The organism is Enterococcus sp. ZJ1622 (assembly GCF_011038845.1).
Classification (GTDB): domain Bacteria; phylum Bacillota; class Bacilli; order Lactobacillales; family Enterococcaceae; genus Enterococcus_B.
In genome coordinates, this window is the sequence record NZ_JAAKDW010000012.1 from 1 (window position 1) to 23,452 (window position 23,452).

General features: G+C 41.3%; 17 protein-coding genes, 3 tRNA genes, 1 rRNA gene, 1 pseudogene and 1 other annotated feature. Of the genes and pseudogenes, 17 read left to right on the top strand and 5 right to left on the bottom strand.

Features of this window, described 5'->3' with window-relative positions:
- Window positions 1-11: 11 nt before the first annotated feature.
- From rrf to G7Y42_RS11490, 3 genes are all read left to right on the top strand, one after another.
- Window positions 12-127: ribosomal RNA gene (rrf, locus tag G7Y42_RS11480) — 5S ribosomal RNA — on the top strand.
- Window positions 128-136: 9 nt separating this feature from the next.
- Window positions 137-210 (top strand) — tRNA-Asn (locus tag G7Y42_RS11485).
- Between the two features lie 116 nt (window positions 211-326).
- Complete coding sequence (locus G7Y42_RS11490) at window positions 327-704, top strand: iron-sulfur cluster biosynthesis family protein (protein ID WP_165003908.1); 378 nt, start codon at window positions 327-329, stop codon at window positions 702-704.
- A gap of 243 nt (window positions 705-947) precedes the next feature.
- Here G7Y42_RS11490 and G7Y42_RS11495 read toward each other — a convergent pair.
- Window positions 948-1,020: transfer RNA gene (locus G7Y42_RS11495), tRNA-Thr, on the bottom strand.
- A 207-nt stretch (window positions 1,021-1,227) separates the two neighbouring features.
- Here G7Y42_RS11495 and G7Y42_RS11500 point away from each other — a divergent pair.
- From G7Y42_RS11500 to G7Y42_RS11515, 4 genes and pseudogenes are all read left to right on the top strand, one after another.
- Window positions 1,228-1,301, top strand: a tRNA-Asn gene (locus tag G7Y42_RS11500).
- A 308-nt stretch (window positions 1,302-1,609) separates the two neighbouring features.
- Window positions 1,610-2,938 (top strand): C1 family peptidase, encoded by a 1,329-nt coding sequence (locus G7Y42_RS11505; RefSeq protein WP_165003906.1) that lies wholly within the window; start codon window positions 1,610-1,612, stop codon window positions 2,936-2,938.
- Between the two features lie 240 nt (window positions 2,939-3,178).
- Window positions 3,179-4,012: pseudogene (locus tag G7Y42_RS11510) on the top strand (fructosamine kinase family protein).
- Window positions 4,013-4,027: 15 nt separating this feature from the next.
- A complete protein-coding gene (locus tag G7Y42_RS11515) occupies window positions 4,028-4,765 on the top strand; it encodes an acyl-ACP thioesterase domain-containing protein (protein WP_165003904.1) in 738 nt (245 codons plus the stop codon).
- A 91-nt stretch (window positions 4,766-4,856) separates the two neighbouring features.
- Here G7Y42_RS11515 and G7Y42_RS11520 read toward each other — a convergent pair whose 3' ends face one another.
- Window positions 4,857-5,825 carry an asparaginase gene (locus tag G7Y42_RS11520; protein ID WP_165003902.1) on the bottom strand — a complete coding sequence of 323 codons (969 nt, stop codon included), beginning with the start codon at window positions 5,823-5,825 and terminating at the stop codon, window positions 4,857-4,859.
- Window positions 5,826-5,951: 126 nt separating this feature from the next.
- Here G7Y42_RS11520 and G7Y42_RS11525 point away from each other — a divergent pair, with 126 nt between their 5' ends.
- The 8 genes from G7Y42_RS11525 (at window position 5,952) to G7Y42_RS11560 (ending at window position 16,745) form a co-directional block, all read left to right on the top strand.
- Window positions 5,952-6,785 carry a DUF72 domain-containing protein gene (locus G7Y42_RS11525; RefSeq protein ID WP_165003901.1) on the top strand — a complete coding sequence of 278 codons (834 nt, stop codon included), beginning with the start codon at window positions 5,952-5,954 and terminating at the stop codon, window positions 6,783-6,785.
- Window positions 6,786-6,821: 36 nt separating this feature from the next.
- Entirely contained in the window at window positions 6,822-7,661 is an 840-nt protein-coding gene (locus G7Y42_RS11530) for a Cof-type HAD-IIB family hydrolase (protein ID WP_165003899.1), read from the top strand.
- Window positions 7,662-7,688: 27 nt separating this feature from the next.
- Window positions 7,689-8,237 (top strand): HAD family hydrolase, encoded by a 549-nt coding sequence (locus G7Y42_RS11535; protein WP_165003897.1) that lies wholly within the window; start codon window positions 7,689-7,691, stop codon window positions 8,235-8,237.
- A gap of 211 nt (window positions 8,238-8,448) precedes the next feature.
- Window positions 8,449-10,170 (top strand): septation ring formation regulator EzrA, encoded by a 1,722-nt coding sequence (locus G7Y42_RS11540; RefSeq protein WP_165003895.1) that lies wholly within the window; start codon window positions 8,449-8,451, stop codon window positions 10,168-10,170.
- Window positions 10,171-10,344: 174 nt separating this feature from the next.
- Entirely contained in the window at window positions 10,345-11,487 is a 1,143-nt protein-coding gene (locus tag G7Y42_RS11545) for a cysteine desulfurase family protein (protein ID WP_165003893.1), read from the top strand.
- A 15-nt stretch (window positions 11,488-11,502) separates the two neighbouring features.
- The gene (gene thiI / locus G7Y42_RS11550) at window positions 11,503-12,714 is read left to right on the top strand and encodes a tRNA uracil 4-sulfurtransferase ThiI (RefSeq protein ID WP_165003891.1); all 1,212 of its coding nucleotides are present in this window, start codon (window positions 11,503-11,505) and stop codon (window positions 12,712-12,714) included.
- Window positions 12,715-13,009: 295 nt separating this feature from the next.
- Complete coding sequence (locus G7Y42_RS11555; RefSeq protein WP_165003889.1) at window positions 13,010-13,657, top strand: redox-sensing transcriptional repressor Rex; 648 nt, start codon at window positions 13,010-13,012, stop codon at window positions 13,655-13,657.
- A gap of 181 nt (window positions 13,658-13,838) precedes the next feature.
- Window positions 13,839-14,052 (top strand) — a binding site (T-box leader).
- Between the two features lie 47 nt (window positions 14,053-14,099).
- On the top strand, window positions 14,100-16,745 hold the full coding sequence (locus G7Y42_RS11560) for a valine--tRNA ligase (protein WP_165003887.1): 2,646 nt from the start codon (window positions 14,100-14,102) through the stop codon (window positions 16,743-16,745).
- 24 nt (window positions 16,746-16,769) lie between these two features.
- Here G7Y42_RS11560 and G7Y42_RS11565 read toward each other — a convergent pair whose 3' ends face one another.
- Together G7Y42_RS11565 and G7Y42_RS11570 are read right to left on the bottom strand one after the other, a co-directional pair.
- Entirely contained in the window at window positions 16,770-17,189 is a 420-nt protein-coding gene (locus G7Y42_RS11565; RefSeq protein WP_165003885.1) for a hypothetical protein, read from the bottom strand.
- Window positions 17,179-18,255 (bottom strand): helix-turn-helix domain-containing protein, encoded by a 1,077-nt coding sequence (locus G7Y42_RS11570; protein WP_165003883.1) that lies wholly within the window; start codon window positions 18,253-18,255, stop codon window positions 17,179-17,181. The genes G7Y42_RS11565 and G7Y42_RS11570 overlap by 11 nt, the downstream gene beginning before the upstream one ends.
- A gap of 363 nt (window positions 18,256-18,618) precedes the next feature.
- Here G7Y42_RS11570 and G7Y42_RS11575 point away from each other — a divergent pair, with 363 nt between their 5' ends.
- On the top strand, window positions 18,619-20,922 hold the full coding sequence (locus G7Y42_RS11575) for a glycosyl hydrolase family 18 protein (protein WP_165003881.1): 2,304 nt from the start codon (window positions 18,619-18,621) through the stop codon (window positions 20,920-20,922).
- Between the two features lie 235 nt (window positions 20,923-21,157).
- Here the strand turns inward: G7Y42_RS11575 and G7Y42_RS11580 are convergent, their stop codons facing one another.
- Complete coding sequence (locus G7Y42_RS11580) at window positions 21,158-22,099, bottom strand: 2-dehydropantoate 2-reductase (protein ID WP_165003879.1); 942 nt, start codon at window positions 22,097-22,099, stop codon at window positions 21,158-21,160.
- A gap of 135 nt (window positions 22,100-22,234) precedes the next feature.
- Between G7Y42_RS11580 and G7Y42_RS11585 the strand changes: the two genes are divergently transcribed.
- Complete coding sequence (locus tag G7Y42_RS11585; protein ID WP_165038200.1) at window positions 22,235-23,404, top strand: glycerate kinase; 1,170 nt, start codon at window positions 22,235-22,237, stop codon at window positions 23,402-23,404.
- Window positions 23,405-23,452: the final 48 nt, after the last annotated feature.

Here is a 23,452-nt window from a genome sequence, read left to right on the forward strand (position 1 = left end):
TAACACCACAGTGTGGTGGCGATAGCGAGAAGGATACACCTGTAACCATGCCGAACACAGAAGTTAAGCTTCTTAGCGCCGATTGTAGTGAGGGGTTGCCCCTTGTGAGAGTAGGACGTCGCCACGCGGGTATTATTCCGGCATAGCTCAGTTGGTAGTAGCGCATGACTGTTAATCATGATGTCGTAGGTTCGAGTCCTACTGCCGGAGTATTTTTGCACAAGAAGTATCGTAATGATATTTCTTGTGTTTTTTTTTTGAGCAAGTTTTTCGCAAATTTAGGTTTTATGTGCTAATCTTCTTTAATAAAAGGAGGTTATTTAGTTATGTATTTAAAAGTCTCTGAAAAAGCTCAAGAAAGATTACAAAAGTATATTGATGAGGGTGCCACGGTGATCCTTGATCTTGATGATGGGGTCGGAGAATTTTCTAAAATGGGTGTCTGCTCTTTAGACACGAGTTTCCGCCTGCTGCTTCTAGATAAAAAGCAAGGGAAAAAAGATTATCAATTATCTTTAGATAGTGACATTGGTGAGATCTATATTAAAGATTATTCTAAAATGTATATGGATGAAAGCATGACTTTGACGTTAGATCCTCGTTTAGGAGTCTTTAGATTGGAAAGTCCAAGCGGCTCTTTAGATAGTCATGTACAATTAGTAGACTTACGTCCCAAAAACTTTTCTGAACCGACATTAGGATAATATGGGAAAAAACAACCTCGTGGAAGATAAATTGTGCGCGAAGTTGTTTTTTTCACCTATCTTTTTAGACCTTAGGACAAAAGAGATTTAGGAAAAGAGTACATGCATGAATGGTTTTCATTATGCAAGAACAGGGCAGGAGGTTCTTGAAACTAGTAGAAAATGGTGTGGTGTTATTTTTGTTGAAAGAAATAAAAAAGCATCGACATATTGTTAAAAAAACATGTCGATGCTTTTTATGAAAGCCACTTGCCGGGCTTGAACCGGCGACCTCTTCCTTACCATGGAAGCGCTCTACCAACTGAGCTAAAGCGGCAGGATAATTAATACATTTAATAGGATAACGAATATAAACTGTTTTGTCAATATATTTTTGCGAGAAACTTTTTTGAGGATCTACGCGACCTAAGAAACGATTCATTGCTTTAAAATAACAAAAATTTGCTAACGTTTTCTTGTAAAAAATTGAGAAAAAAGTATTGCGTTATTTGAAATAACTTGATATTATATTCATGTACTTGATTCCGGCATAGCTCAGTTGGTAGTAGCGCATGACTGTTAATCATGATGTCGTAGGTTCGAGTCCTACTGCCGGAGTAATAAATCAAACTCTTAAAAAAGAGGTCCAATGATTTGGGCCTCTTTTTTTACGTTCTCTTACCAGAGATCAAAAATCTCGGTTTTTCGTTGTGGCTTTCTTGGTCGGTAAAGATGCGTTTTCCAGCTCCTCGTCCCATTTTGTCGACATCCATTCTCTTGCTCATAAGATAGATAAGAACATACGAACCTATTAATATCTGTCTGGTTCTTGTAATTTAGAAAAAAATCTGTAATGAGGAAGATTGTTTTTCCCACACCTTAAGAGTAAAATACAGAGTATAACTTGGATTTGGAAGGATGATTGAATGAAAGCTATTACACCGGATATGACCAAAAGATTTGAGAAACAGTTTCAGGCAAACAACAAACAGCAGGCGCTGCAACGTGCAGTAGTAAAGAACGGAATCACTGCTTCTGCAGAAAATGTTTCTGCACATGTTGAAAATACCCCTGTATTCTCCATTGATTTAGCTACAGGAAAAGTAGCAAATCAAAAACAATCAGGGCGCTGCTGGATGTTTGCGGCATTAAATACGTTCCGTCATAAAATGCTGAACCAATTCCATTTAAAAGAATTTGAATTATCACAAAATTATACTTTTTTCTGGGATAAATACGAAAAAGCAAATTATTTCTATGAAAACATTATTGCAACTGGTAAAGAAGATCTCAGTAGCAGAAAAGTCGCATTCTTGCTTACTACTCCTCAGCAAGATGGTGGACAGTGGGATATGATCGTTTCTTTATTCCAGAAATATGGTGTCGTGCCAAAAGCGGTGATGCCGGAAAGTGCAAACAGCTCTAATTCTCGTGAATTGAATAATTATTTGAATAAGTTACTGCGTAAAGATGCAGTTGCTTTGCGGGAGATGGTTGCAAAAGGAGAATCTGCCGAAACGATCCAAGAGGAAAAAGAAAAAATGCTGGAAGGTGTTTATCACTTTTTGACGATTTCGTTAGGAACACCTCCTCAAGAATTTGATTTCGAATACCGGGATGAAGAAAAAAATTATCATATTGATCGCGGATTGACTCCGCAAATGTTCTACGACAAATATATTGGTGTGAAATTAGACGATTATGTCAGCATCATCAATGCCCCAACAGCAGATAAGCCTTTTGATCGTTCTTACACGGTAGAAATGCTGGGAAATGTCGTGGGCGGAAAAGAAGTGAGATATCTGAATGTGGATATGGAAACATTCAAGAAACTGGCGATTGCGCAGCTGGAACAAGGCGAATCTGTCTGGTTCGGCTGTGATGTGGGACAATCTTCTACAAGAGACAGTGGAATCATGGCGTTAGATGTATATGACATGGATGATTTATTCGATGTTGATTTTACAATGACAAAGGCACAGCGTTTGGATTATGGAGAAAGCTTGATGACTCATGCGATGGTCTTGACTGGTGTGGATCTGATCGATGGAAAATCCACAAAATGGAAAGTCGAAAACAGCTGGGGCGAAAAAGTCGGTGATAAAGGTTTCTTCGTTATGAGTGACGAATGGATGGACGAATATACGTACCAGATCGTTGTGAGAAAAGATCTTTTGACAAAAGAACAGCTGGACGCGTTCAATGCAGAACCTACTGTTTTAGCTCCTTGGGATCCAATGGGCGCACTTGCATAAAAGGAAAGCAAGAGAATCGCACATTATTTAGAGAAAGACCGGGACATTCGTCGTCTCGGTCTATTTTTTTCAGGTGAGTGAAACGACAGATGAGAAGGCTGCAGCCTGTTTTCCTTCTTTCTCTCGAAGCTGTGTTATACTTTTTATAAATAGAGAAAAGTTGGATCAGCTATCCGGTAAGTACGGACAGACAGCTGATTTCTTGCAGATAAGACAGGCATAGTGAGGAGGAGTTATGAAATGGATATCCAAACAGTATTGGCCGATTTGAAATTAAGCGGGAAAGTCGTTCCGATTGCAGGCGGGGACGTCAACCAGACATATCGCATCGATGCACAGCAGCAATCTTATTTTCTGAAGATCCATCCTGGGGTAGGCAAAGAATTTTTTGAGGCGGAGACAGATGGACTGAAATAACTGGCCCCTCATGTTCGTGTTCCGGAGACATATATGCTTGGAGAAACGGAGGAAGGGGCTTATTTGCTGATGGAATGGATCGAGCCAGGGAATGGAGACCAGCGGGAACTGGGAACAGCTTTGGCTAAACTACACCAAGTGACTGCCCCTCAATTCGGATTTCGAAAAGATAATTATTTAGGCATCCTTCCTCAAATCAATACGTATGAAGAGAACTGGTGGACATTTTTCTTCAAAAACCGTTTAGAAAGCCAAATCACGTTAGCCGAAAAAAGCAATCGATGGGGCGGACGCCGGCAGGAAAAGTACTTGTTATTCAAAAAACACGTTCTTCAAATAACAGATCAGCAAAAGAATGTGCCGAGCCTCTTGCACGGAGACTTATGGAGTGGTAATGTGTTCTTTGACCAACAGGGACGACCAGTTTTTATCGATCCTGCTGTTTCATATGGGAATCGGGAGCAGGATATAGCAATGAGTCAGCTATTTGGAGGGTTTCGACCAGAATTTCTCACAGCTTATCAGGACAGCTTTCCTTTAGAGGATGGGTGGAGCGAACGTCTTCCTGTATATCAGCTGTATTATTTACTTGCGCACCTCAACATGTTTGGCGAAAGCTACGGCTCGCAGGTTGACCAGTTATTAGAGAAAAATTAAGAGGAGGGTATTTTTTTGGCAAAAAAATATACCAAAAAACATGAAGTTTCATATTACGAATGCGATATCAATCAGACGATGACATTTCCATCTATGCTGGGAGTTGTGATCAAAACCTCAGAAGATCAAAGTGACGATCTTGGTCGCGGCAGCGAGTTCGTCAATAGTTTTGGATTGACATGGGTGATCACAAATTACACGATGCACATCAATCGACTACCAAAAGTCGGTGAGACGATTTCTGTGACTACGCAAGCAATGGAATACAACAAATTTTTCTGCTATCGGAACTTTTGGATCCATGATGAACAAGGAGAAGAGCTTGTAAAAATCGAATCGGTTTTTGTCCTTATGGATTTCGTGAACCGGAAAATGAGCAGTGTGAATGAAGAGATCATCGCACCATTTGAAAGTGAAAAAATCAAAAGAATCAAGCGACAAGAAAAAATAGAAAAGATCGAATCAGGTGTGATGCTGCCGTATCGCGTACGTTTTTATGATATCGACAGCAATCAGCATGTGAATAATGCGATGTACTTTAATTGGATCATCGATGTATTGGGATATGATTTTCTGACTACTCATGTGCCGGAGAAGGTCATCATCCGTTTTGACAAAGAAGTGGAATACGGAAATGAGATCGAAAGTCATTTTGAGCAAGTAACGACTGAAAATGGCGTAAAAACAAGACATGAGATCCGGATGCAGGAACAATTGTACTGTGAAGCCAATATTTTGTGGAAAGAGAAATAGAGAAGTAAACGATAGTAGCTGCGTTAGCAAAACCACCGAATGGAAAGTTCTTCAGTCTTTCCATTCGGTGGTTTTGCTTGTTTCAATTTACTTACTTTTGGATAAACGAGATCAGTTCTTCGCCAGACAAGCCATAATTCAAAGCAATCAGTAATTTCAACCGTGCCTTTTGACTATTGATACTGTTGCAGAAAATGATCCCCATTTCTTCCAGCTCTTTGCCGCCACCTTCATAGTCGTAGACCGGTTCTGCAATGCCGTTGAAGCAACGGGAAACAAGAACGACCGGGATTTTCTGTACGAGTAATTTTTCTAAGGCAGCCAGAGCTTTCGGCGGAAGATTCCCTGCACCCAATGCTTCGATAACCAGACCATCCACCTTAGTATGCGCAATCGCTTCGAGCAAGTCGCCTTGCATTCCTGCATAAGCTTTAACGATCGGGATGGTCCCGTCAACAGAAGAGATATCGAGATGCTGTGTTTCAAGGAGTTCTTGCATGAACAAGATGCGGTTTTTCGTGACTAAACCGATCGGCCCTAACGTTGGCGTACGGAAAGTAGCCACATTGGTCGTATGTGTTTTCGTTACATAACGCGCGGTATGGATCTCTTCGTTCATCACAACTAAGACGCCCTTGCCGACTGCTTCATCACAGCTAGCTACACGGATCGCACTTTCAAAATTGTACAGGCCGTCACTCCCCAGTTCGTTACTTGAACGCATAGCACCAGTCAATACGATAGGAAATTGATTATCGATCGTTGTATCTAAAAAGAAGGCTGTTTCTTCCAATGTGTCTGTACCGTGAGTGATGACTACACCCATGATACCAGAATCGTATGCTTCCAAGATCCTTTTTTTCAAGATCAACATATGTTCTGGCATGATATGAGGCGAAGGAAGATTGAAAATGTCTTCCACAAGTAGCTCCACATTCTCTGGGATATCTACTTCTGCATCTAACAATGGATTTACTACATCGGGACTGACACCACCAGTTAGCATGTTTTCTTTCATAGCAATGGTCCCGCCAGTGTGTAATATCAGAATTTTTTTCATTTTACGGACTTCCTCACTAATAATTTTGCATAGACTTTAAAGCTTATTGTATACTATATGAAAGAGTTTTGCTATTAGCGAGACAAGAGATAGCGTAACCAACTATATCGAACAAGGGTGACAAGGATGATTAGAATCGGACTGACTTCGTTTAACGAACATGATAAGTTAACTGGAAAAAAGAATAACACACTCTACGAATATGCGGGATTCTTGCCGCTAGTAGAACTAGATACCGCCTACTATGGAATCCCCCGAAAGACATCTGTCGAAAACTGGATCAGTGAAGTACCGGATACTTTTCGTTTTGTCGTCAAGGTCTATCAGGGCATCAGCGGGCAAGCAGACTGGCATACATATTACCAGACAGAAGAAGAGATGATCCAGCATTTTTTAGAAGTCATGGCGCCCATGACCGAAAAGGGGAAACTTTTCTGTTTTTTAGTACAATTTCCTTCTTCATTTAAATGTACGCAAGAAAATGTACAGTATTTGAGAAAGTTGAGAAAATGGTTTGACGGTTATCCGGTCGCTATCGAACTTCGCGATTATTCTTGGTATAGCAGTGAATTCTTGGAACGTACACGAAGTTTTATGCAGCGTGCAGGTTTTTCATTAGCTGTTATTGACGAGCCGCAGCTGCTCAATACAACGATTCCTTTTGACCCATTTGTAACGAATCCGTCTTTTACTTTATTTCGGTTTCACGGTAGGAATACCCAAGGTTGGCTGGCAAATGATCAGGACTGGCGGAAAAAACGGACATTGTATCGCTATTCAGAAGAGGAGCTGCAGCAATTGGCAAAAGAGATCAGATCCATCGAAAAACAGACGCGAGAGATTGGTGTGATTTTCAATAATAATTCAGGAGGAGACGCTGCAGAGAATGCCTTGGCTCTGCAGAAAATCCTGCAGATCGAACCTCAGGGACTCAATCCAAAACAGATCAATCTATTTTAAGATATAAATAAGAGAGGAAGAAAGGAGGCAGGAGATGTGATCAAAGCAATATTTTTCGACATTGACGGGACATTAGTTACAAATCGTTCCAAAGCGCTGAAATCAACGAAGCAGGCAATCAGCTATGCAAGAAAAAACGGTATCTTATGCGGCGTAGCTACCGGTCGAAGCCCCGTTAGGATCAAAGAGATCATTGATGATCTGGAATTGGACATGTATGTGGTCTATAATGGACAGCTTGTTTTTACGGCTGATCGAACGATCGTCGACCATCCATTCGATCACGCAACGCTCCAGAGAATCGTTGATTTTTCAGATGAAAACCATCGGCAGATCATTTTTGGTGGGAGAGACCGTCTTGATGGGTCCATGACGATGCGTTTAGGACAATCGATTTTCATCAAGAGACTCGTCAGTTTGCTTCCAGAGAAGTTCCCTGTACGGTTAATGAAAAAAATGCTGCAGCTATTCAGTCCACATCGTCAGAAAGATCGGTATGAAACCTTGGATATATTGAACGAACCGATCTATCAATGTATTTTATTGAGTGCAGAATCGGAACAGACGAAACTTGACCGGCAATTTCCAGACTGTACATTCCAACGTTCGAATTCTTATACGGTCGACATCATTCCAAAAGGCGGCTCCAAACTTTTGGGCATCAAAGCTTTTGCTGAGGATACAGGGATAGATATGTCAGAGATCATGGCATTTGGCGATCATTATAATGATATCGCGATGCTTGAAGGAGTAGGGATCGGTGTAGCGATGGGGAACGCGCAGTCAGAAGTGAAAAAAGCCGCAGATTTTGTGACACAGTCGAATGAAGAAAATGGAATATACGAAGGCTTGAAGCACTTCGGATTGATCTATTGAATCTATGTATAAAAAAGGAAGAAGAAAATGACAGAAGAAACACCTTTCCAGAAAGTAGAAGATTTTCATAAACGATTTGATCCCCGCATACCAGAAATGCCCACCGCTTTTTCAGAACAGGAAGCTGTCTACCGCGCGGCTTTCAAGATCGAAGAGTTAGTAGAGCTTATAGCAGCAACCAGTAATGGTCAAAAAGAGCAGTTACATACTTCGGTGACAAAGCTGCATCAGGCACTCGATCAGGCAGAAGAGAAAATGCTGAAAAAAAGCGGGTGGGGAGAACAGCCATTGATCGAACAAGTCGATGCCTTGACGGATATCCTTTATTTTACGTACGGCTCGTTTTCGTTATTGGGAGTAGACCCGACAGTGATTTTCGATATCGTCCACCAGGCGAATATGGGGAAACTTTTTCCAGATGGCAAACCACATTATGATCCTGTGACGAACAAAGTCCTCAAACCAGATAATTGGCAGGAAGACTATGCGCCTGAGCCGCTAATAGCCGCAGAAATCCAAAGACAAATCCAGCGTGCCGCAGATAATTCCCAGAAAACAAAGGTGCAGTCGGAGTAAAAAGAAGTGGAACAGCAGTTTATAGATTTTGTTATCTATCGATGTTTGGAAAACAAAAGATTTTCGATGAAGTTAGTGAATGCTTGAAAATAGTATGCTATAATCTATAATAGATGTCTTTTACACGAAAGACGTATTTATTTGGATTTATGCAGAGCAGATCTTTCATCTGTGTGTAAATAGATGCATATTGAAAACGGAGGAACCTTAAATGGGAAATAATGTTATCATCGGAATCGTCATTGCAATCATTATAGTCGCCATTGTCGTCTTTTTGGTTAGTTACTGGATGAAGAAAAAAAATCAAGACCGATTGGACGCTTTGGAAAAACGCAAAGAAGAGTTATTCGACTTGCCTGTGATTGAAGAAGTTGATGATGTTAAAAAAATGCATCTGGTAGGGCAAAGCCAAAATACCTTTCGTGAATGGAGTCAAAAATGGAACGACATATCTACCTCTTCGTTCGCTGAGTTGGAGAGCCAGATCTTCGAAGTGGAAAACCTCAATGAAAGTTTCCGATTCTTAAAAGGCAAAAATGCTGTAGCAGAAGCCGAAAGTACGATGGATCAGATGGAAAAAGAAGTCGCTGAGATCCGTGAAGGCCTGAAAGAATTGCGAGAAACAGAAGAACGCAATTCATTGGCTGTACAAAAGGCATTGGATGTCTATGAAGAATTGAAAGGAAAAATCAAAGAGGACGAACAGGAATACGGCCCTGCTCTTTTTGAGTTGCAAAAGCAGGTCAAAACGATCGAAAACGAATTTACGCAATTTGTCACACTGAATACCTCAGGTGATCCCGTAGAAGCACGCGAAGTGTTGGATAAAGCAGAAAAACATACGTATGAAGTGGAAGCTTTGATGAAAAAGATCCCGCCGTTATATGAAGATCTGCATACGACTTTTCCCGAACAGCTTGAAGAGATCAATGAGACTTATGTCAAATTGACGAGAGAACAATATGTTTTTCCAGAAGAAGACCTTGCTGGTGATATCGAAAAAGTAAGCAGACGAATCGAAAATTCGTTGGCGAACCTTGAAAAAACGGAAATCGAAACGGTTGAATTTGAAAATCGTGAAACAGCAGATCTGATCGAATCATTATATGATATCTTAGAGCGGGAAATGGACGCAAAGAGTTACGTGCAGTCGAACCAGTCGACGATCGAAGCTTATATCAAGCATGCTGCTAAAAACAATCGTCAGCTATTGATCGAATTAGATCACACCGCACAAAGCTACGCCCTGAATCATAATGAAATCGGTCGAGTTCGCGGCTTCCAGACAGAAGTGGAAGAAATCGAGCGTCAAAACGAACAAATGAAACCGCAGCTTCAACAGCATCAGGTACCGTATTCAGAAGTACGTGTATTTTATAAGAACATCTTCAAAGTTTTAGAAGATATCGAGACCCAGCAAGTCGAAATCGACGACTCTTTACATGAATTGAGAAAAGGCGAAAAAGAAGCGCAGGAAAAAATCGATACATTCGAATTCAAATTGCGCAGCTTGAAACGTTTTGTTGAGAAACAGCGTTTGCCTGGATTGCCTAATGATTATCTGGAATTCTTTTTTGTCGCAACGGATCGTATCGAAGAACTCAGTGTTGTGTTGAATAAGATCCGAGTGAATATGGAAGAAGTCAACCGTCTCGTTGCACTGTGCGAAGAAGATTTAGAATTATTGGACAAGAAGACGCATGATCTAGTTGACGCCGCAGCACTCACTGAACAGATGCTGCAATACGCAAATCGCTATCGTCATACACACGAAGAGATAAAAGAAGCGATCGAGAAAAGCTACTATCTCTTCAATAAAGAATATCATTATCAAGAAGCTTTGGACGAAATCGGTACAGCGCTAGAACGCGTGGAACCAGGTGCATTCAAACGGATCGAAGATTTTTATTTCAATAATCCGGATTTGGTTTGATTGTAGCCATTATCTAATGGAATAATAAAAGAGACAGCGCACTGAAACATTTGTTTCCTTGAGCTGTTTCTTTTTTTGCATATGTGATCAATCGTCTGAAAATCTCAACGGCTCTTGAAAGCAGATAGGACAACCGTTATAATAGAAAAGAATTTCAAAAAAGAGGGGTTTCTTATGATATATTTTGATAATAGCGCGACGACCCCAATCTTTCCGCAAAGCTTAGATGCTTATGTAAAAACAAGTCAGCGGATTATTGGGAATCCATCTAGTCTGCACGATTTAGGGAACCAGGCAAATCGTCTGCTGCAGCAAGCAAGGAAACAGATCGCAGAACTGATCGAAGCAGTACCAGAAGAGATCTACTTCACTTCTGGAGGAACAGAAGGTGACAACTGGGTCGTGAAAGGAACGATGATCGAAAAACGCGAATACGGCAATCATATGATCATCTCCGGCATCGAGCACCCTGCTGTGAGTGAAACAGCGGAACAGCTAAAAGCATTAGGGATAGAAGTGAGTGTGGCACCTGTAGACAAACGAGGATTTGTCCTAGTAGACGAACTGAAAAAACTGATAAGGAAAGAAACAGTCCTTGTCTCCATCATGGCTGTCAACAATGAAGTAGGATCGATCCAGCCTATCAGAGAAATCAGTGACGTGTTGAATGAATTTCCTAAGATCCATTTTCATGTCGATGCAGTCCAAGCAATCGGTAAAGTCCCACGTTCTTACTGGCTGACCGAAAGAGTGGATTTTGCGACATTTTCTGCCCATAAATTCCACGGGCCTCGTGGTACAGGATTCATCTACTGGAAAAAAGGGAGACGTTTAGCACCTCTATTGACGGGAGGCGGACAAGAAAAGAATCAGCGAAGCGGAACAGAAAATGTACCTGGGATCGTAGCCATGGCAAAGGCTTTGCGTTTGGCTCTTGAAATAAAAGACCGTAAACCAGATCATACAGGTCATTTAAAAGAAGCACTGATCCATGCCTTACAGACCTATGAGAAAGTAACGATCTTTTCAGATGGGAAAGACTATGCGCCGCACATCCTATGTTTCTCTTTAAAAGGGATACGAGGAGAAGTCCTCGTCCATGCGTTAGAGGAAAAACAGATTTTCATCTCGACTACAAGTGCTTGCTCTTCTCGCAAACACATGGCAAGCAGTACATTGCATGCGATGCATGTACCGAATGAACTGGCGACATCAGCTGTGCGGATCAGCTTGGACGAAAGCAATTCGCTAGCCGAGGTGGAACAGTTCATGATTATTTTCAAGCAGCTTTATAAGAAATTTTCTGTTATCAATTAAAAGAGGAGTGTTTTTGTGAATTACAGTGAAATCATGGTTCGTTATGGGGAACTTTCTACAAAAGGGAAAAACCGGAAAAGTTTCATCATGCAACTTGCTCAAAATGTCAGACAGGCATTGAAAGACTTTCCGGAAATCAAGATCCATGCTGACCGCGATCGGATGCATCTGTTGTTGAATGGCGCAGATGGACATCTTGTGATCCCTTTGTTAGAAAAGATTTTCGGTATCCAGAATTTTTCACCAAGTATACGTGTGGAAAAAAATGTGGAAGTACTGAAAGAGACTGTACAAGAGATCATGAGAGAGATCTATACCGGCGAACAAACATTCAAGATCATCGCTAAGCGCAGCGATCATGATTTTGAATTGACTAGTAATGAGTTGAATCAGACGTTAGGAAATGCTGTCTTTGACATTTTTCCTGAGATACAAGTACAAATGCGGAGACCTGATATTCCTTTGCGTGTAGAAATCCGCAGAGACGGTGCTTATTTGTCCTATGAGACGATAAAAGGAGCTGGCGGTCTTCCTGTAGGTACGAGTGGGAAAGGCATGCTGATGCTTTCTGGCGGGATCGATTCACCAGTTGCAGGATATTTTGCAATGAAACGCGGTGTAGAAATCGAAGCCGTTCATTTTGCTAGCCCACCTTACACGAGTGAACAAGCATTGCAAAAAGCAAAAGACCTCACGGCAAAGTTGACCCCGTATGTAGGAAAAATCGAATTTATCGAAGTACCATTCACTGAAATCCAAGAGGAAATCAAAAAAAGTGTCCCTCAAGGTTACTGGATGACGATCACACGAAGGATGATGCTTCGTCTGACCGACAAGATCCGCCGTATCCGACATGGACTGATCATTTTAAATGGTGAATCCCTTGGCCAAGTTGCTTCTCAAACATTGCAAAGCATGGTTGCGATCAATGAAGTGACGAATACACCGATCATTCGTCCGGTAGCAACGATGGATAAGCTAGAAATCATCGAAGTAGCAGAACAGATCGACACATTCGATTTATCGATCCAACCATTTGAGGACTGCTGTACGATTTTTGCACCGCCACAGCCAAAAACCCGACCACAACTTGACAAAGTCCATCAATATGAAGAACGGTTGCCAATCGATGAAATGATCGAGCGTGCATTGGAAGGATTGAAAATGGAAACTATCCATGCAGAGACATCCGTAGAAGAAATCGCAGAGTTTTCTGAATTGTTGTAAAAGAAGTCGTGAAAAAGCTGTTCTGCATCAAGCAGTAAGAACGATCAGCTAAAAATAGATTTTCATATTTTTCAGCTGATTGGGCTTAGTGCCATTCATCTTTGAGTGGTAAGAAAAATTTTGTGAAAATGGCTTCCTCCATTTTTGAATCCATAGGTTATGGCAGAAGACGAAGAGTTTGAGACAAAAGCTGGTTTTGTTTTTGTTTCAAACTCTTTTTTGGATTGTAGGTTGTCACTTCGTTGTCACTCATGGTACACTGAATATGTGAAAAAATTAACAAGGAGTATCGACTATGCGAGATAAATCAGAAATATTGCCAAAAGCGACAGCCAAACGATTACCTGTGTACCTGCGTTACTTGAAAATGCTGGATGACTCAGGAGTCATACGTATCAAATCAAACGAATTCAGCGAACTTACACAAATCCCATCTGCCACGATCCGCAGAGATTTCTCTCATCTGGGTGAGCTGGGACGCAGTGGCTATGGTTATGACGTGCCGTTTCTTATCGAAGTATTCAATAATATTTTAAATACAAAAGAAGAAAAACGAATCGCACTAGTGGGCTACGGTAATCTTGGAAAAGCCCTGAAGCACAATAATTTCCGCCGAAATGAAAACTTGAACATCGTCTGTGTCTTCGATAATGATCCTAAACTAGTCAATCAAGTGATCGACGGACAGATGATTTACCCTATTGAGCGTTTTGCAGAAGTCGCAGAAGAAGAACATATCACCGTCGCGATATCGACTGTGCCAAGTAAGTATTCACAAGAGGCGATCAATGAGATCGTAAAAGCCGGGATAACGGCGATCTTGAATTTTGCGCCAGATCGCGTGAACGTCCCTCCGCATGTGAAAGTCCAGTATATTGATTTGACGACCGAATTACAAACGCTTATTTATTTTGATGAGAATTATTCAGAAGTCTTTTTTTAATAGAATTGAAAGCGTTTGAGATATTCATGTTTTTACTTGAGTCTGTGCCGCTCGTGAACATATGAAGAGCATGAAGGATTCTTCAGGCAACAAACCTACTTGGTGTATGAACGGAAGTGGGTGAGAGAATTGTTTTTTCTTTACCTTTTATTGACTAAAAAAAAATTCCATTGTAGAATGAAGCATGACGCTGATCAAGAGGAGTAGCTGGGAGATCCATTTCAAGAGAGAGAACTGTATGCTGAGAGGTTCTCAATGGTATCCGGTGAAGGTAGCTTGGGAGTTTTTGTCTTGAATCAAGTAGAGACAAACGAGTCGTGATCGTTATCTCACTCGAGAGGCAATAGTCGTGCTATTGCAAATTAGGTGGTACCGCGTAATCATACGTCCTAAAATACGAAAGTATTTTAGGACGTTTTTTAGTTTAAAGGAGGAAATCAGTATGACGGAAGAAAAAAATCTATCAACGAAATACAATCCGCAAGAAGTCGAAGCTGGCCGTTATCAGAACTGGTTAGACCAAGATCTGTTCAAACCAAGCGGCGATAAAAAAGCAAAACCCTATTCAATCGTGATCCCGCCGCCAAATGTGACAGGTAAGCTGCATTTAGGCCATGCGTGGGATACGACTTTGCAAGATATGCTGATTCGCCAAAAGAGAATGCAGGGCTATGATACGTTATGGCTTCCTGGGATGGACCATGCCGGAATCGCTACGCAGGCAAAAGTAGAAGCGAAACTTCGTGAGCAAGGGATCTCTCGTTACGATCTAGGTCGTGAAAAATTCATCGATCAGGTTTGGGAATGGAAAGAGGAGTATGCGAGCCATATTCGCGAACAATGGGCGAAAATGGGCTTGTCACTGGATTACAGTCGCGAACGTTTCACATTGGATGATGGATTGTCTGAAGCAGTACGTAAAGTATTTGTTACATTGTACGAAAAAGGGCTGATCTATCGTGGCGAATATATCATCAATTGGGACCCGCAAGCAAGAACAGCGCTCTCAGATATCGAAGTGATCCACAAAGACATCGAAGGCGCATTTTATCACATGAGCTATGAATTAGCAGACGGTTCTGGCGTAGTGGAAATTGCTACGACTCGTCCAGAAACCATGCTAGGAGATACAGCAATCGCCGTTCATCCTGATGATGAGCGTTATCAGGCACTGATTGGGAAAAAAGTGATCCTTCCTCTAGTCAACAAAGAAATCCCAATCGTTGCGGACGAATACGTAGATATGGACTTCGGAACAGGGGTCGTAAAAATCACGCCTGCCCATGATCCGAATGACTTTGAGGTGGGTAATCGCCATGATCTGCCACGTGTCAATGTCATGAATGAAGCTGGCACGATGAATGACCTAGCAGGGAAATACGCGGGCATGGACCGTTTCGAAGCACGAAAAGCAATTGTTGAGGACCTGAAGGCAATCGGTCGGTTGATCAAAATCGAAACGATGATCCATAGCGTCGGACATTCTGAACGTACAGGCGTAGTTGTTGAACCAAGATTGTCTACACAATGGTTTGTTAAAATGGCTCCATTAGCGAAAAAATCGATCGAAAATCAAGAAACAGACGGAGCAGTCGAATTCTTCCCGCCAAGATTCAATCAAACGTTCTTGCGCTGGATGGACAATGTCCATGACTGGGTGATTTCCCGTCAGCTATGGTGGGGACATCAGATTCCTGCCTGGTATCATAAAGAAACCGGCGAGATGTATGTGGGAATGGAAGCACCTGAAGACAGTGAAAACTGGGTACAAGACCCGGATGTTCTAGATACTTGGTTCAGCTCGGCTTTATGGCCGTTTTCAACAATGGGCTGGCCGGATACAGAAAATGAAGATTACAAACGTTATTTCCCAACAAGCACATTAGTGACAGGGTATGATATTATTTTCTTCTGGGTCAGTCGGATGATTTTCCAAAGTCTGGAATTCACAGGCGAACGCCCATTTGAAAATGTATTGATCCATGGATTGATTCGCGACGAACAAGGCCGCAAGATGAGTAAATCTTTAGGCAATGGGATCGATCCAATGGAAGTCATTGAAAAATACGGGGCTGATGCTTTGCGTTGGTTCTTGTCAAATGGTTCTGCTCCTGGTCAGGACGTACGTTTCAGCTATGAAAAAATGGATGCAGCCTGGAACTTTATCAATAAAATCTGGAATGCGTCACGTTTTGTCATTATGAACGTTGAAGGTATGAAGGTTGAAGATATCGATTTGTCTGGTGAAAAAAATGTGGCAGACCGCTGGATCCTGACTCGTTTGAACGAAACGATCGAAAAAGTCACCGACCTCTTCGACCATTTTGAATTCGGAGAAGCAGGACGTCAGCTTTATAACTTTATCTGGGATGATTTCTGTGACTGGTATATCGAGATGAGTAAAGAAGTATTGTATGGTCAAGATGCTGTCTCGAAACAAACGACGCGTAGTATCTTAGTGCACACACTGGATCAGATCTTGCGCCTGTTGCATCCAATCATGCCATTCGTGACTGAAGAAATCTGGCAGCACATCCCTCATCAAGGCGACTCTTTAGTTGTAGCAAAATATCCAGTTGTCCGCCCGGAATTTGATGATGAAACAGCTTCTAAAGGAATGGAAGTCTTGAAAGAATTGATTCGGGCAGTCCGGAATATTCGTTCAGAAGTCAATACACCGTTATCCAAACCGATTACTTTGCTGATCAAGACCAACGATCCTAAAATTGACCAGTTCTTAATCGAAAATACAAGTTATATCGAACGTTTCTGTAATCCTGAAGAATTGACGATCGCAAGTGACATCGCCGCTCCTGATCTGGCAATGTCAGCTGTTCTGACAGGTGCTGAGATCTTCTTGCCATTAGCTGGCCTCATCAATATCGAAGAAGAAATCAAACGTTTGGAAAAAGAATTGGATAAATGGACAAGCGAAGTCAAACGTGTCCAAGGAAAACTTGGAAACGAACGCTTTGTTTCAAATGCACCTGCTGAGGTAGTCGAAGCAGAACGTGCGAAAGAAAAAGATTACTTGGAAAAACAAGCAGCAGTGAAAGAACGCATTGAAAGTTTGCGTACCATACAGTAATAACCACGCATTAAGAAACCCAGATCAAAAGGAGTGATCCTGCTGATCCGGGTTTCTTTTTTTGGAGGGCGGCGTTTCGTCCAGTTTCTCAAAAAAATCAGAGAAGATCGATTTTTTGAAAAACTCATCGAAGAAGCATTTTTCTACTTCAGATGGAAACCCATCTATAATGATCCAATTTTTTGATTGAGCAATTGGAAGATCAGTAAGAAAAAAATCAAAATTTGCGCTTAATTCGAGTAAACGGTTATCCGATGCGACTTGGACAGGGTGAAAAAGAAACGTGTCATCAGATGATTGGGTTAAATGCTGTGCGACTAATTGGGTATGTTTTGTCCCATAAGTATAAAAAACGCCGATCCGCTTCATCTCCTGATTACGCCTGATCAACTCAACAATCTTGGGATCATGGAGGAGAAAAAGATAAAACAATTCAAAAAACAAGGGCATGTCCTTCAATTTTTTTTTTGAAATTCAAGATGATTCCCATCAACTGCTGTGAAAGAACCGCAGGAAAACAACTGTACTGTCTAAAAAATTCAGTTACAAAGCGCTGTTTGCTATTATTCAAAATATAATATTTTCCATGGAATTGTTCGAACACTGGATCAATGAACAAAGGAAATTCAGTCACTGTGTCTTCACCTAAAAGATGATAGATACTCGTACGAAAATGAGCGAAGGCTTCCTTTTGCTTCTTTTTTTCATCTGATTGTACATTCTGGGACAACGTCAGATATAATTCTGAAAGCTTAGAATGAAGAAACCTTGAATAAGAAACTTTGAACACTTTTTCAAACAAGAGATAGTCAACAAAAAAGAGCGCAGAGTCGAATGATGAAAAAGAAGAGACAGTCAACATTCCTGGAAAATGGCCACTCAGCTTGATGGTAACCCAAATATGGATCTTCAGGTGTTCTTTGTAATGTTCACAGAAACTTACATTAAGATGCGAGAAGCTTGAAACAAATTGATTAATGACAGTTAGCTCCTTGCGAGTCGTAAAACATTCAAGAAAATGATACTTCTCAATATGAAATAAAAGAAAAAAACAAGACAGCTTTTTGAATTCTCCGAGAAAATGAAACGGAGAAGTGCTGAGATAGATCTGATGACTCTCCAAACAACAGATCAACCTGTTCTTGATCCGTCTAAACTGAGAGCTGCTTAAACCAAAGACTTGAAGAATCTCATTTGTTGTAGCAAACGGATGGAGAAAAATATACTCGAGCACATTCAATTGTATCGATTCTTGATAAAGGTAATGATAAATGGTGCTGTAGCTCATCGATTTATTTTTTAAAAGTACATAACTGTTCTTTTTTTTCTCGATTGAAAAAAAATCGGTTCGACGTTCTAATTCTTCCAGGTAACTGATCAGGGTCCGTTTTGATGAGTTGGTCACTTTTTCCAATTGTTCTAACGAAGCGCAAGTGTGCTGTAAAAGATACTCCATGATCGCTAGCTGTTTCTGATGCTTTGCTGACAGTAATTTCCTCAAATCATCCATCCCCTTTCTTCATTTGTATAGACAAGAATGTTCCTTGCATGAAAATTATAACAACGGCCACGGTATGAGCGAGTCCTTTTTTTTTCTTTATGAATAATTTTTGTTTTCAGGACACATCAGTATACATACTTTTTGTTATTGAATATTTAGAAGATAAGATACCTTGATGTTTTTTAATTAAAAAAAACAAAAAAGAGATACCAAGCTGAAACTTTGCTAAAAAAAAGATACTAAAGATTTCAAATAGAAGAGGAATCCGTTAATTTGAAACTGTAAGGCGTAAAACAAGAGGAGGAATCAGGTTATTTAAAAGGATATTGATTTGTCAGCTGCAACAAAAAAGAAAGTAAAAGGAGATTAGTAATGAAAAAAACAGTCAAAACAAAAACATTCATGAAACAACTTTTGACACTGTCAGTCATTGGGGCATCTTTATTCAGTCCTCAGCTGCTGAATGTCTATGCCAAAGAGCAGAATACGACAGCTTCTGCATTAACGATGGATGATTCGTCAAATGTGATCAACGGCCTGAACGAGACGCATATGTGGTCGAACAACGGTGGCGCGAGCTGGACACGTGGAAGAGAAGGGCAAGTATTTAGAGGAACACAAGAAGTCCAAGTCGCTTTATACGACCAGGTCATTGTAGATAGTGAGGCTTGGCAGTCAAAAAGCTATACTGGCGGAACTTATGTCCTCCATAATGGCAACATATGGCGGAATTCTTATTGGGCTGAGCCTTCGGACAAACCGGGAGAAGATGCTGTTTGGCAATTGATCAAACCCTTGCCTGCACCATTGAACACTTTCAGATTCAATCGCTTCACTGGTGCACAAGCAGAGCAGCTGCAAAAAGAAGAAGCTGACAGAGTGCAAAACCAGACGAAAGTCATCGGCTATTTCGCAAACTGGCATGGATACAAGACAGATTACGAGCCGGAAAAACCGGATTATAACTATAGCCAAGGTGTGCTGGATGGAAAAGGATATGATCCTGTTGATGTTCCTTTTGACAAAATTACGCATGTGAATTATGCATTTATGGTGATTGACGACGAAGGGAATCTGGTTTCAAATGATCCATGGGCTGATTTTGACGAGGGACATGAAGGCGGAGGAAGAAACTATATCAATCAAATCGTCCAGCTAGCGGAGGAAAATGATGTTGCTTCCATGGTTTCAATCGGTGGATGGACCAATTCAGTGGACGATCGCGGTTTTGACCATGCGACAGCTACGCCGGAGCGGATGAATCGCTTTACGGATCAATTGGTTGAATTTATGCTGACGTATCAGTTTGATGGTATCGATATTGACTGGGAATACCCTGAAAATGAGGAAGAGAAAGAAAAATTCGTAGCATTGATCAAGCAATTACGTGAAAAAATGACGAAAGCAGGAAAAGAAAACGACTTTTATTATCAATTGAGTATCGCAGTCACAGCGAACCATGAAAAAATGGCATTCATCGCACCGGAAATCACCAATGACTATGTAGATAACTTCAATGTGATGACTTATGACTTCAGAGGCGGATTCGATACACAGACTGGACATCACTCTCCTTTGTATCCAAAGGCTAGTGATACAGACGAAAAGTTCAATGTCTCAGCAGCCATGAAAGAATACCATGAAGTCTACGGCATTCCTAAACAGAAACTGATGGTGGGGATGAGCTACTATTCAAGAGGTTTCGCCAATGTGGAAGAAGCGGGGATCGGTGTAGCAAGTAATGGTCCAGCAAATGGCGGAACTTGGGATGATCCGGATGAATTAGCTGGATTGAAGCCTTGGTTCCAACTCAAAGAATTTGAAGCACAGGCAAAAGACGAAACAGTCGAACACCTTTCTTATCATTGGGACGACGAAGCACAAGCACCATACATCTATGATTCAAAGAAGAAAGAACTTTACACGTACGATAATATCGAAACGATCACGAAAAAAGTCAATTATACGATCGACAATGGCTATGGCGGTGCGATCATTTGGGAATTAGCTCATGATACGCCAGATACGGCGGAAATGACGACAATCGTAGCAAAAGTATTAGAGGAAAGAAAGCCAATCGAAAGAATCCGTATCGAAAAATCAAGTAATGCCAATACGATCTTTTTAGATCTAGAAGAAGAGTTGAGAACGGCTAACACGAACTATCGAGTAGAGGTTAATGGAGCTTATAGATTTTCGAATGAGAGAGGTATCAATTATTATTCTTACCGCACAGCAAAAGACGGATATACAGCGATTTATCGCAGTGACATCCCGTTAAAAGAAGGGGACAAGATCACACTCTCTGCTAGAAAACAAGGAGAACGAAACCATACGCTATTGCAAGAGATTATTGTAACAAAAGAAATGATTCCGACTATTGATGAACGAAAAGAAGATATTACTGGTTTTGAAGTAGTAGGCAATCGAGTACTGGTGAATATAAAAAAAGAAGCTCAAGAAGCGAATAATCACTATGTTGTTACTCATAACGGAAACTATATGATGTCAAGTCGTAATCGGATAGTCTACTATTCATGGATCAATCGAAGTTCTGATATCTATACCTGGACAGGAAATACCACGCGGCCGGTCAAAGCTGGAGATGTTTTTGAAGTGTACCTTGCTGGTGACAATCATCAAAACAATCTTTATGATACGATCACTGTGAAATGATCGAGTCACTCATAGTCGTTGAAATGCGGATCATGACAGAAGAGGTTATGACAACTGCGCTTTGTTTTGAGTAATAAGACCAATTGAACAGGGATCAGTTTCTCATATCTTTGTACAAATGTGGCTTAGCACCGAGTAGCAACAGATAGAACGATATGTAAGCAAAAAAGAAGGTACGACAAGATTTTTGTCATACCTTTCTTTTTTGTAACACCCAAAAACAATCGTACGATCCTTATTTGGCTCCAAGGATCCCTTCTTTTGCATGGACCAATTGTGTCAAGAAAGCACAATATGGTGTGCTGATCCCGTACTTTTGACCTTTACGCCAAACGGCTCCATTGATATAGTCGATTTCAGTGATCCGGTGGTTTTTGATCAGATCTTGATACATCGAAGGATAGTGTAAGCCGATATTTTCTGGATCGTAAGTCGCACTGATATGTTTGTTGACTTCTGTCTGGTCTAAATGGATGCCTTCTTTTTCAGCGACTGAGGCAAATTCAGCAACGATCGTCTGGACGATCCCGTCAGCGGCTTCTTGTGCACCGAATTCAGCGATATTGCAGTCTAAAATCGTGCATAGTCCATTCAAAGTGCCATTCACACAGGCTTTGCGCCAAATCGAATAACGGACATTACTGCTGTAGATCGGATTGAGTTCCGCTTTTTTGAATACCTCAACTACTTCGTGTGCGAAAGCTTCACCTTCCGGCTCCAAATTCTCAAGTTCGATTTCGCCATCACCTAATAAGGTTACTTTCCCAGGACCATCTAGACCGGCAGTCCACATCGTGATCCCAAATAAAATATTTTTTCTAGGGACATATTTTTCTAGCACATCTTCATGACCTAGTCCATTCAATAAACATAAGACATAAGTTTTTTCCGTAATGATCGATTGGATCGCTTGGAACATCCCATCCAGCTGATTCGCTTTTGTCAGCGCAACGATCAGGTCTACTTGTTCTTGACTTTCGATGATTTCTTCTGGGGAGTAGATCGGAAGCTTCGCCACGACTTCGTTCCCATTGAAATCAGCGATCAATCCGTTTGTACGGATGGCTTCGATATGAGCAGGCCAGCGATCGATCAGGATCACGTCATTCCCGCTTTGATGTAACATCAGTCCGATTCGGCTACCCATCGCACCGGCACCAGCTATTGCAATTTTCATTTGTGTTCTCTCCTTTATTAAATGACTTCTTTATCAGTATATAGAAAAACACCAAAAAAAAGCACGATTTTGTTTGAAAAAAATAAAAAAAAGTGTCTTACTTAAGAAGAAAACATCAGAAAGCAGGTGAGAAAAATGGATATATTAGCAGCTATCGACTCCTTTAAAGGAAGTGCGTCTTCGTTTGAATTGAATCAGGCATTTTTAGATGGGTGGCTGACAGACGGGAAAAAAACGAATGTTCCAATCGCTGATGGCGGAGAAGGCACAGCTGAGGCGTTGTATCATTCGCTCGGAGGTGTGTGGAAAAAGAACGAAGGGATCGATCTGCTTTTCCGAAAGCATGAAAGTCGTTATTTATTGACGGATTGGCGGGAAAAAAAGATCGCAGTGATTGAGTCTGCAGAAGTGATTGGGATCGATTTGCTCGATAAGCCGACTAATCAGACGATTCGTTTGGCTTCAAGCTATGCTTTGGGTGAACTGATCAAAGCAGTACTGGCTGAAAAACCGGAACAAATCATCATCACTCTTGGCGGAAGTGGCTGTTCAGATGGCGGACTAGGATTACTCCAGTCTTTAGGAGCATCATTAGAAGGTGTCACAGAAGGAAATCCGCTCTTGTCTGTAGAGGAAGTCCATTTGAACAACTGTCAGGAAATATTCGCAGGAATCGAAGTGATCATTGCAGCTGATGTCACCAGCCCTTACTCTGGAAAGAAGGGAGCTGCCCGACAGTTTGGCAGACAAAAAGGCGGTACGGAAGAAACACTTGGATTTTTAGATCAGCAGGCAAAAAAGATCGCGGATCAAATCAAAAGAGAAACAACTATCGATTTGGACGAAATCCCGGGAAGCGGCGCAGCAGGTGGGATCGGCGGTGCACTTTTTCTGCTTGGCGCGCAGATGCGTTCCGGGTTCGAGTTAGTCAGCCAAATGATCGGGCTAGAAGAACAAGTGAAGCAAGCAGACATAGTCGTGACTGGGGAAGGACGGATCGACGAACAGACGATCCATGGAAAAGTACCTTATGGCATAGCTGTCCTTGCTAAAAAATATCAGAAACCGATCATCGCTATATGCGGAAGCCGTGAAAAAGAACTGGGGGAACTGACATGTTTTTTACCCGTCGTCTTCAGTATCCAGCTTCGCCCAGCGAATTTGGAAGAAGCAATGGATCATCAAAGGACGCTGGAAAATACCAAAGTGCTAGCACAAACACTCAGTCAGCTTCTCTCAAATGATTGTAAGTGTCTAGTTTTTACCCGAATGTCAATTAATAAATTAGAAAATTTTAATGATTGAAATTCTCTCGGAAAATTAAATAACAATGATTAAAAACTCTGTGTAAGC

What these genes read in the sequence shown, in the direction of transcription:
- G7Y42_RS11490 (WP_165003908.1), top strand. Translation starts at nt 327, where the DNA reads ATGTATTTAAAAGTCTCTGAAAAAGCTCAAGAAAGATTACAAAAGTAT.
- G7Y42_RS11505 (WP_165003906.1), top strand. Translation starts at nt 1,610, where the DNA reads ATGAAAGCTATTACACCGGATATGACCAAAAGATTTGAGAAACAGTTT.
- G7Y42_RS11520 (WP_165003902.1), bottom strand. Translation starts at nt 5,825, where the DNA reads ATGAAAAAAATTCTGATATTACACACTGGCGGGACCATTGCTATGAAA.
- G7Y42_RS11525 (WP_165003901.1), top strand. Translation starts at nt 5,952, where the DNA reads ATGATTAGAATCGGACTGACTTCGTTTAACGAACATGATAAGTTAACT.
- G7Y42_RS11535 (WP_165003897.1), top strand. Translation starts at nt 7,689, where the DNA reads ATGACAGAAGAAACACCTTTCCAGAAAGTAGAAGATTTTCATAAACGA.
- G7Y42_RS11540 (WP_165003895.1), top strand. Translation starts at nt 8,449, where the DNA reads ATGGGAAATAATGTTATCATCGGAATCGTCATTGCAATCATTATAGTC.
- G7Y42_RS11545 (WP_165003893.1), top strand. Translation starts at nt 10,345, where the DNA reads ATGATATATTTTGATAATAGCGCGACGACCCCAATCTTTCCGCAAAGC.
- G7Y42_RS11555 (WP_165003889.1), top strand. Translation starts at nt 13,010, where the DNA reads ATGCGAGATAAATCAGAAATATTGCCAAAAGCGACAGCCAAACGATTA.
- G7Y42_RS11560 (WP_165003887.1), top strand. Translation starts at nt 14,100, where the DNA reads ATGACGGAAGAAAAAAATCTATCAACGAAATACAATCCGCAAGAAGTC.
- G7Y42_RS11570 (WP_165003883.1), bottom strand. Translation starts at nt 18,255, where the DNA reads ATGGATGATTTGAGGAAATTACTGTCAGCAAAGCATCAGAAACAGCTA.
- G7Y42_RS11575 (WP_165003881.1), top strand. Translation starts at nt 18,619, where the DNA reads ATGAAAAAAACAGTCAAAACAAAAACATTCATGAAACAACTTTTGACA.
- G7Y42_RS11580 (WP_165003879.1), bottom strand. Translation starts at nt 22,099, where the DNA reads ATGAAAATTGCAATAGCTGGTGCCGGTGCGATGGGTAGCCGAATCGGA.
- G7Y42_RS11585 (WP_165038200.1), top strand. Translation starts at nt 22,235, where the DNA reads ATGGATATATTAGCAGCTATCGACTCCTTTAAAGGAAGTGCGTCTTCG.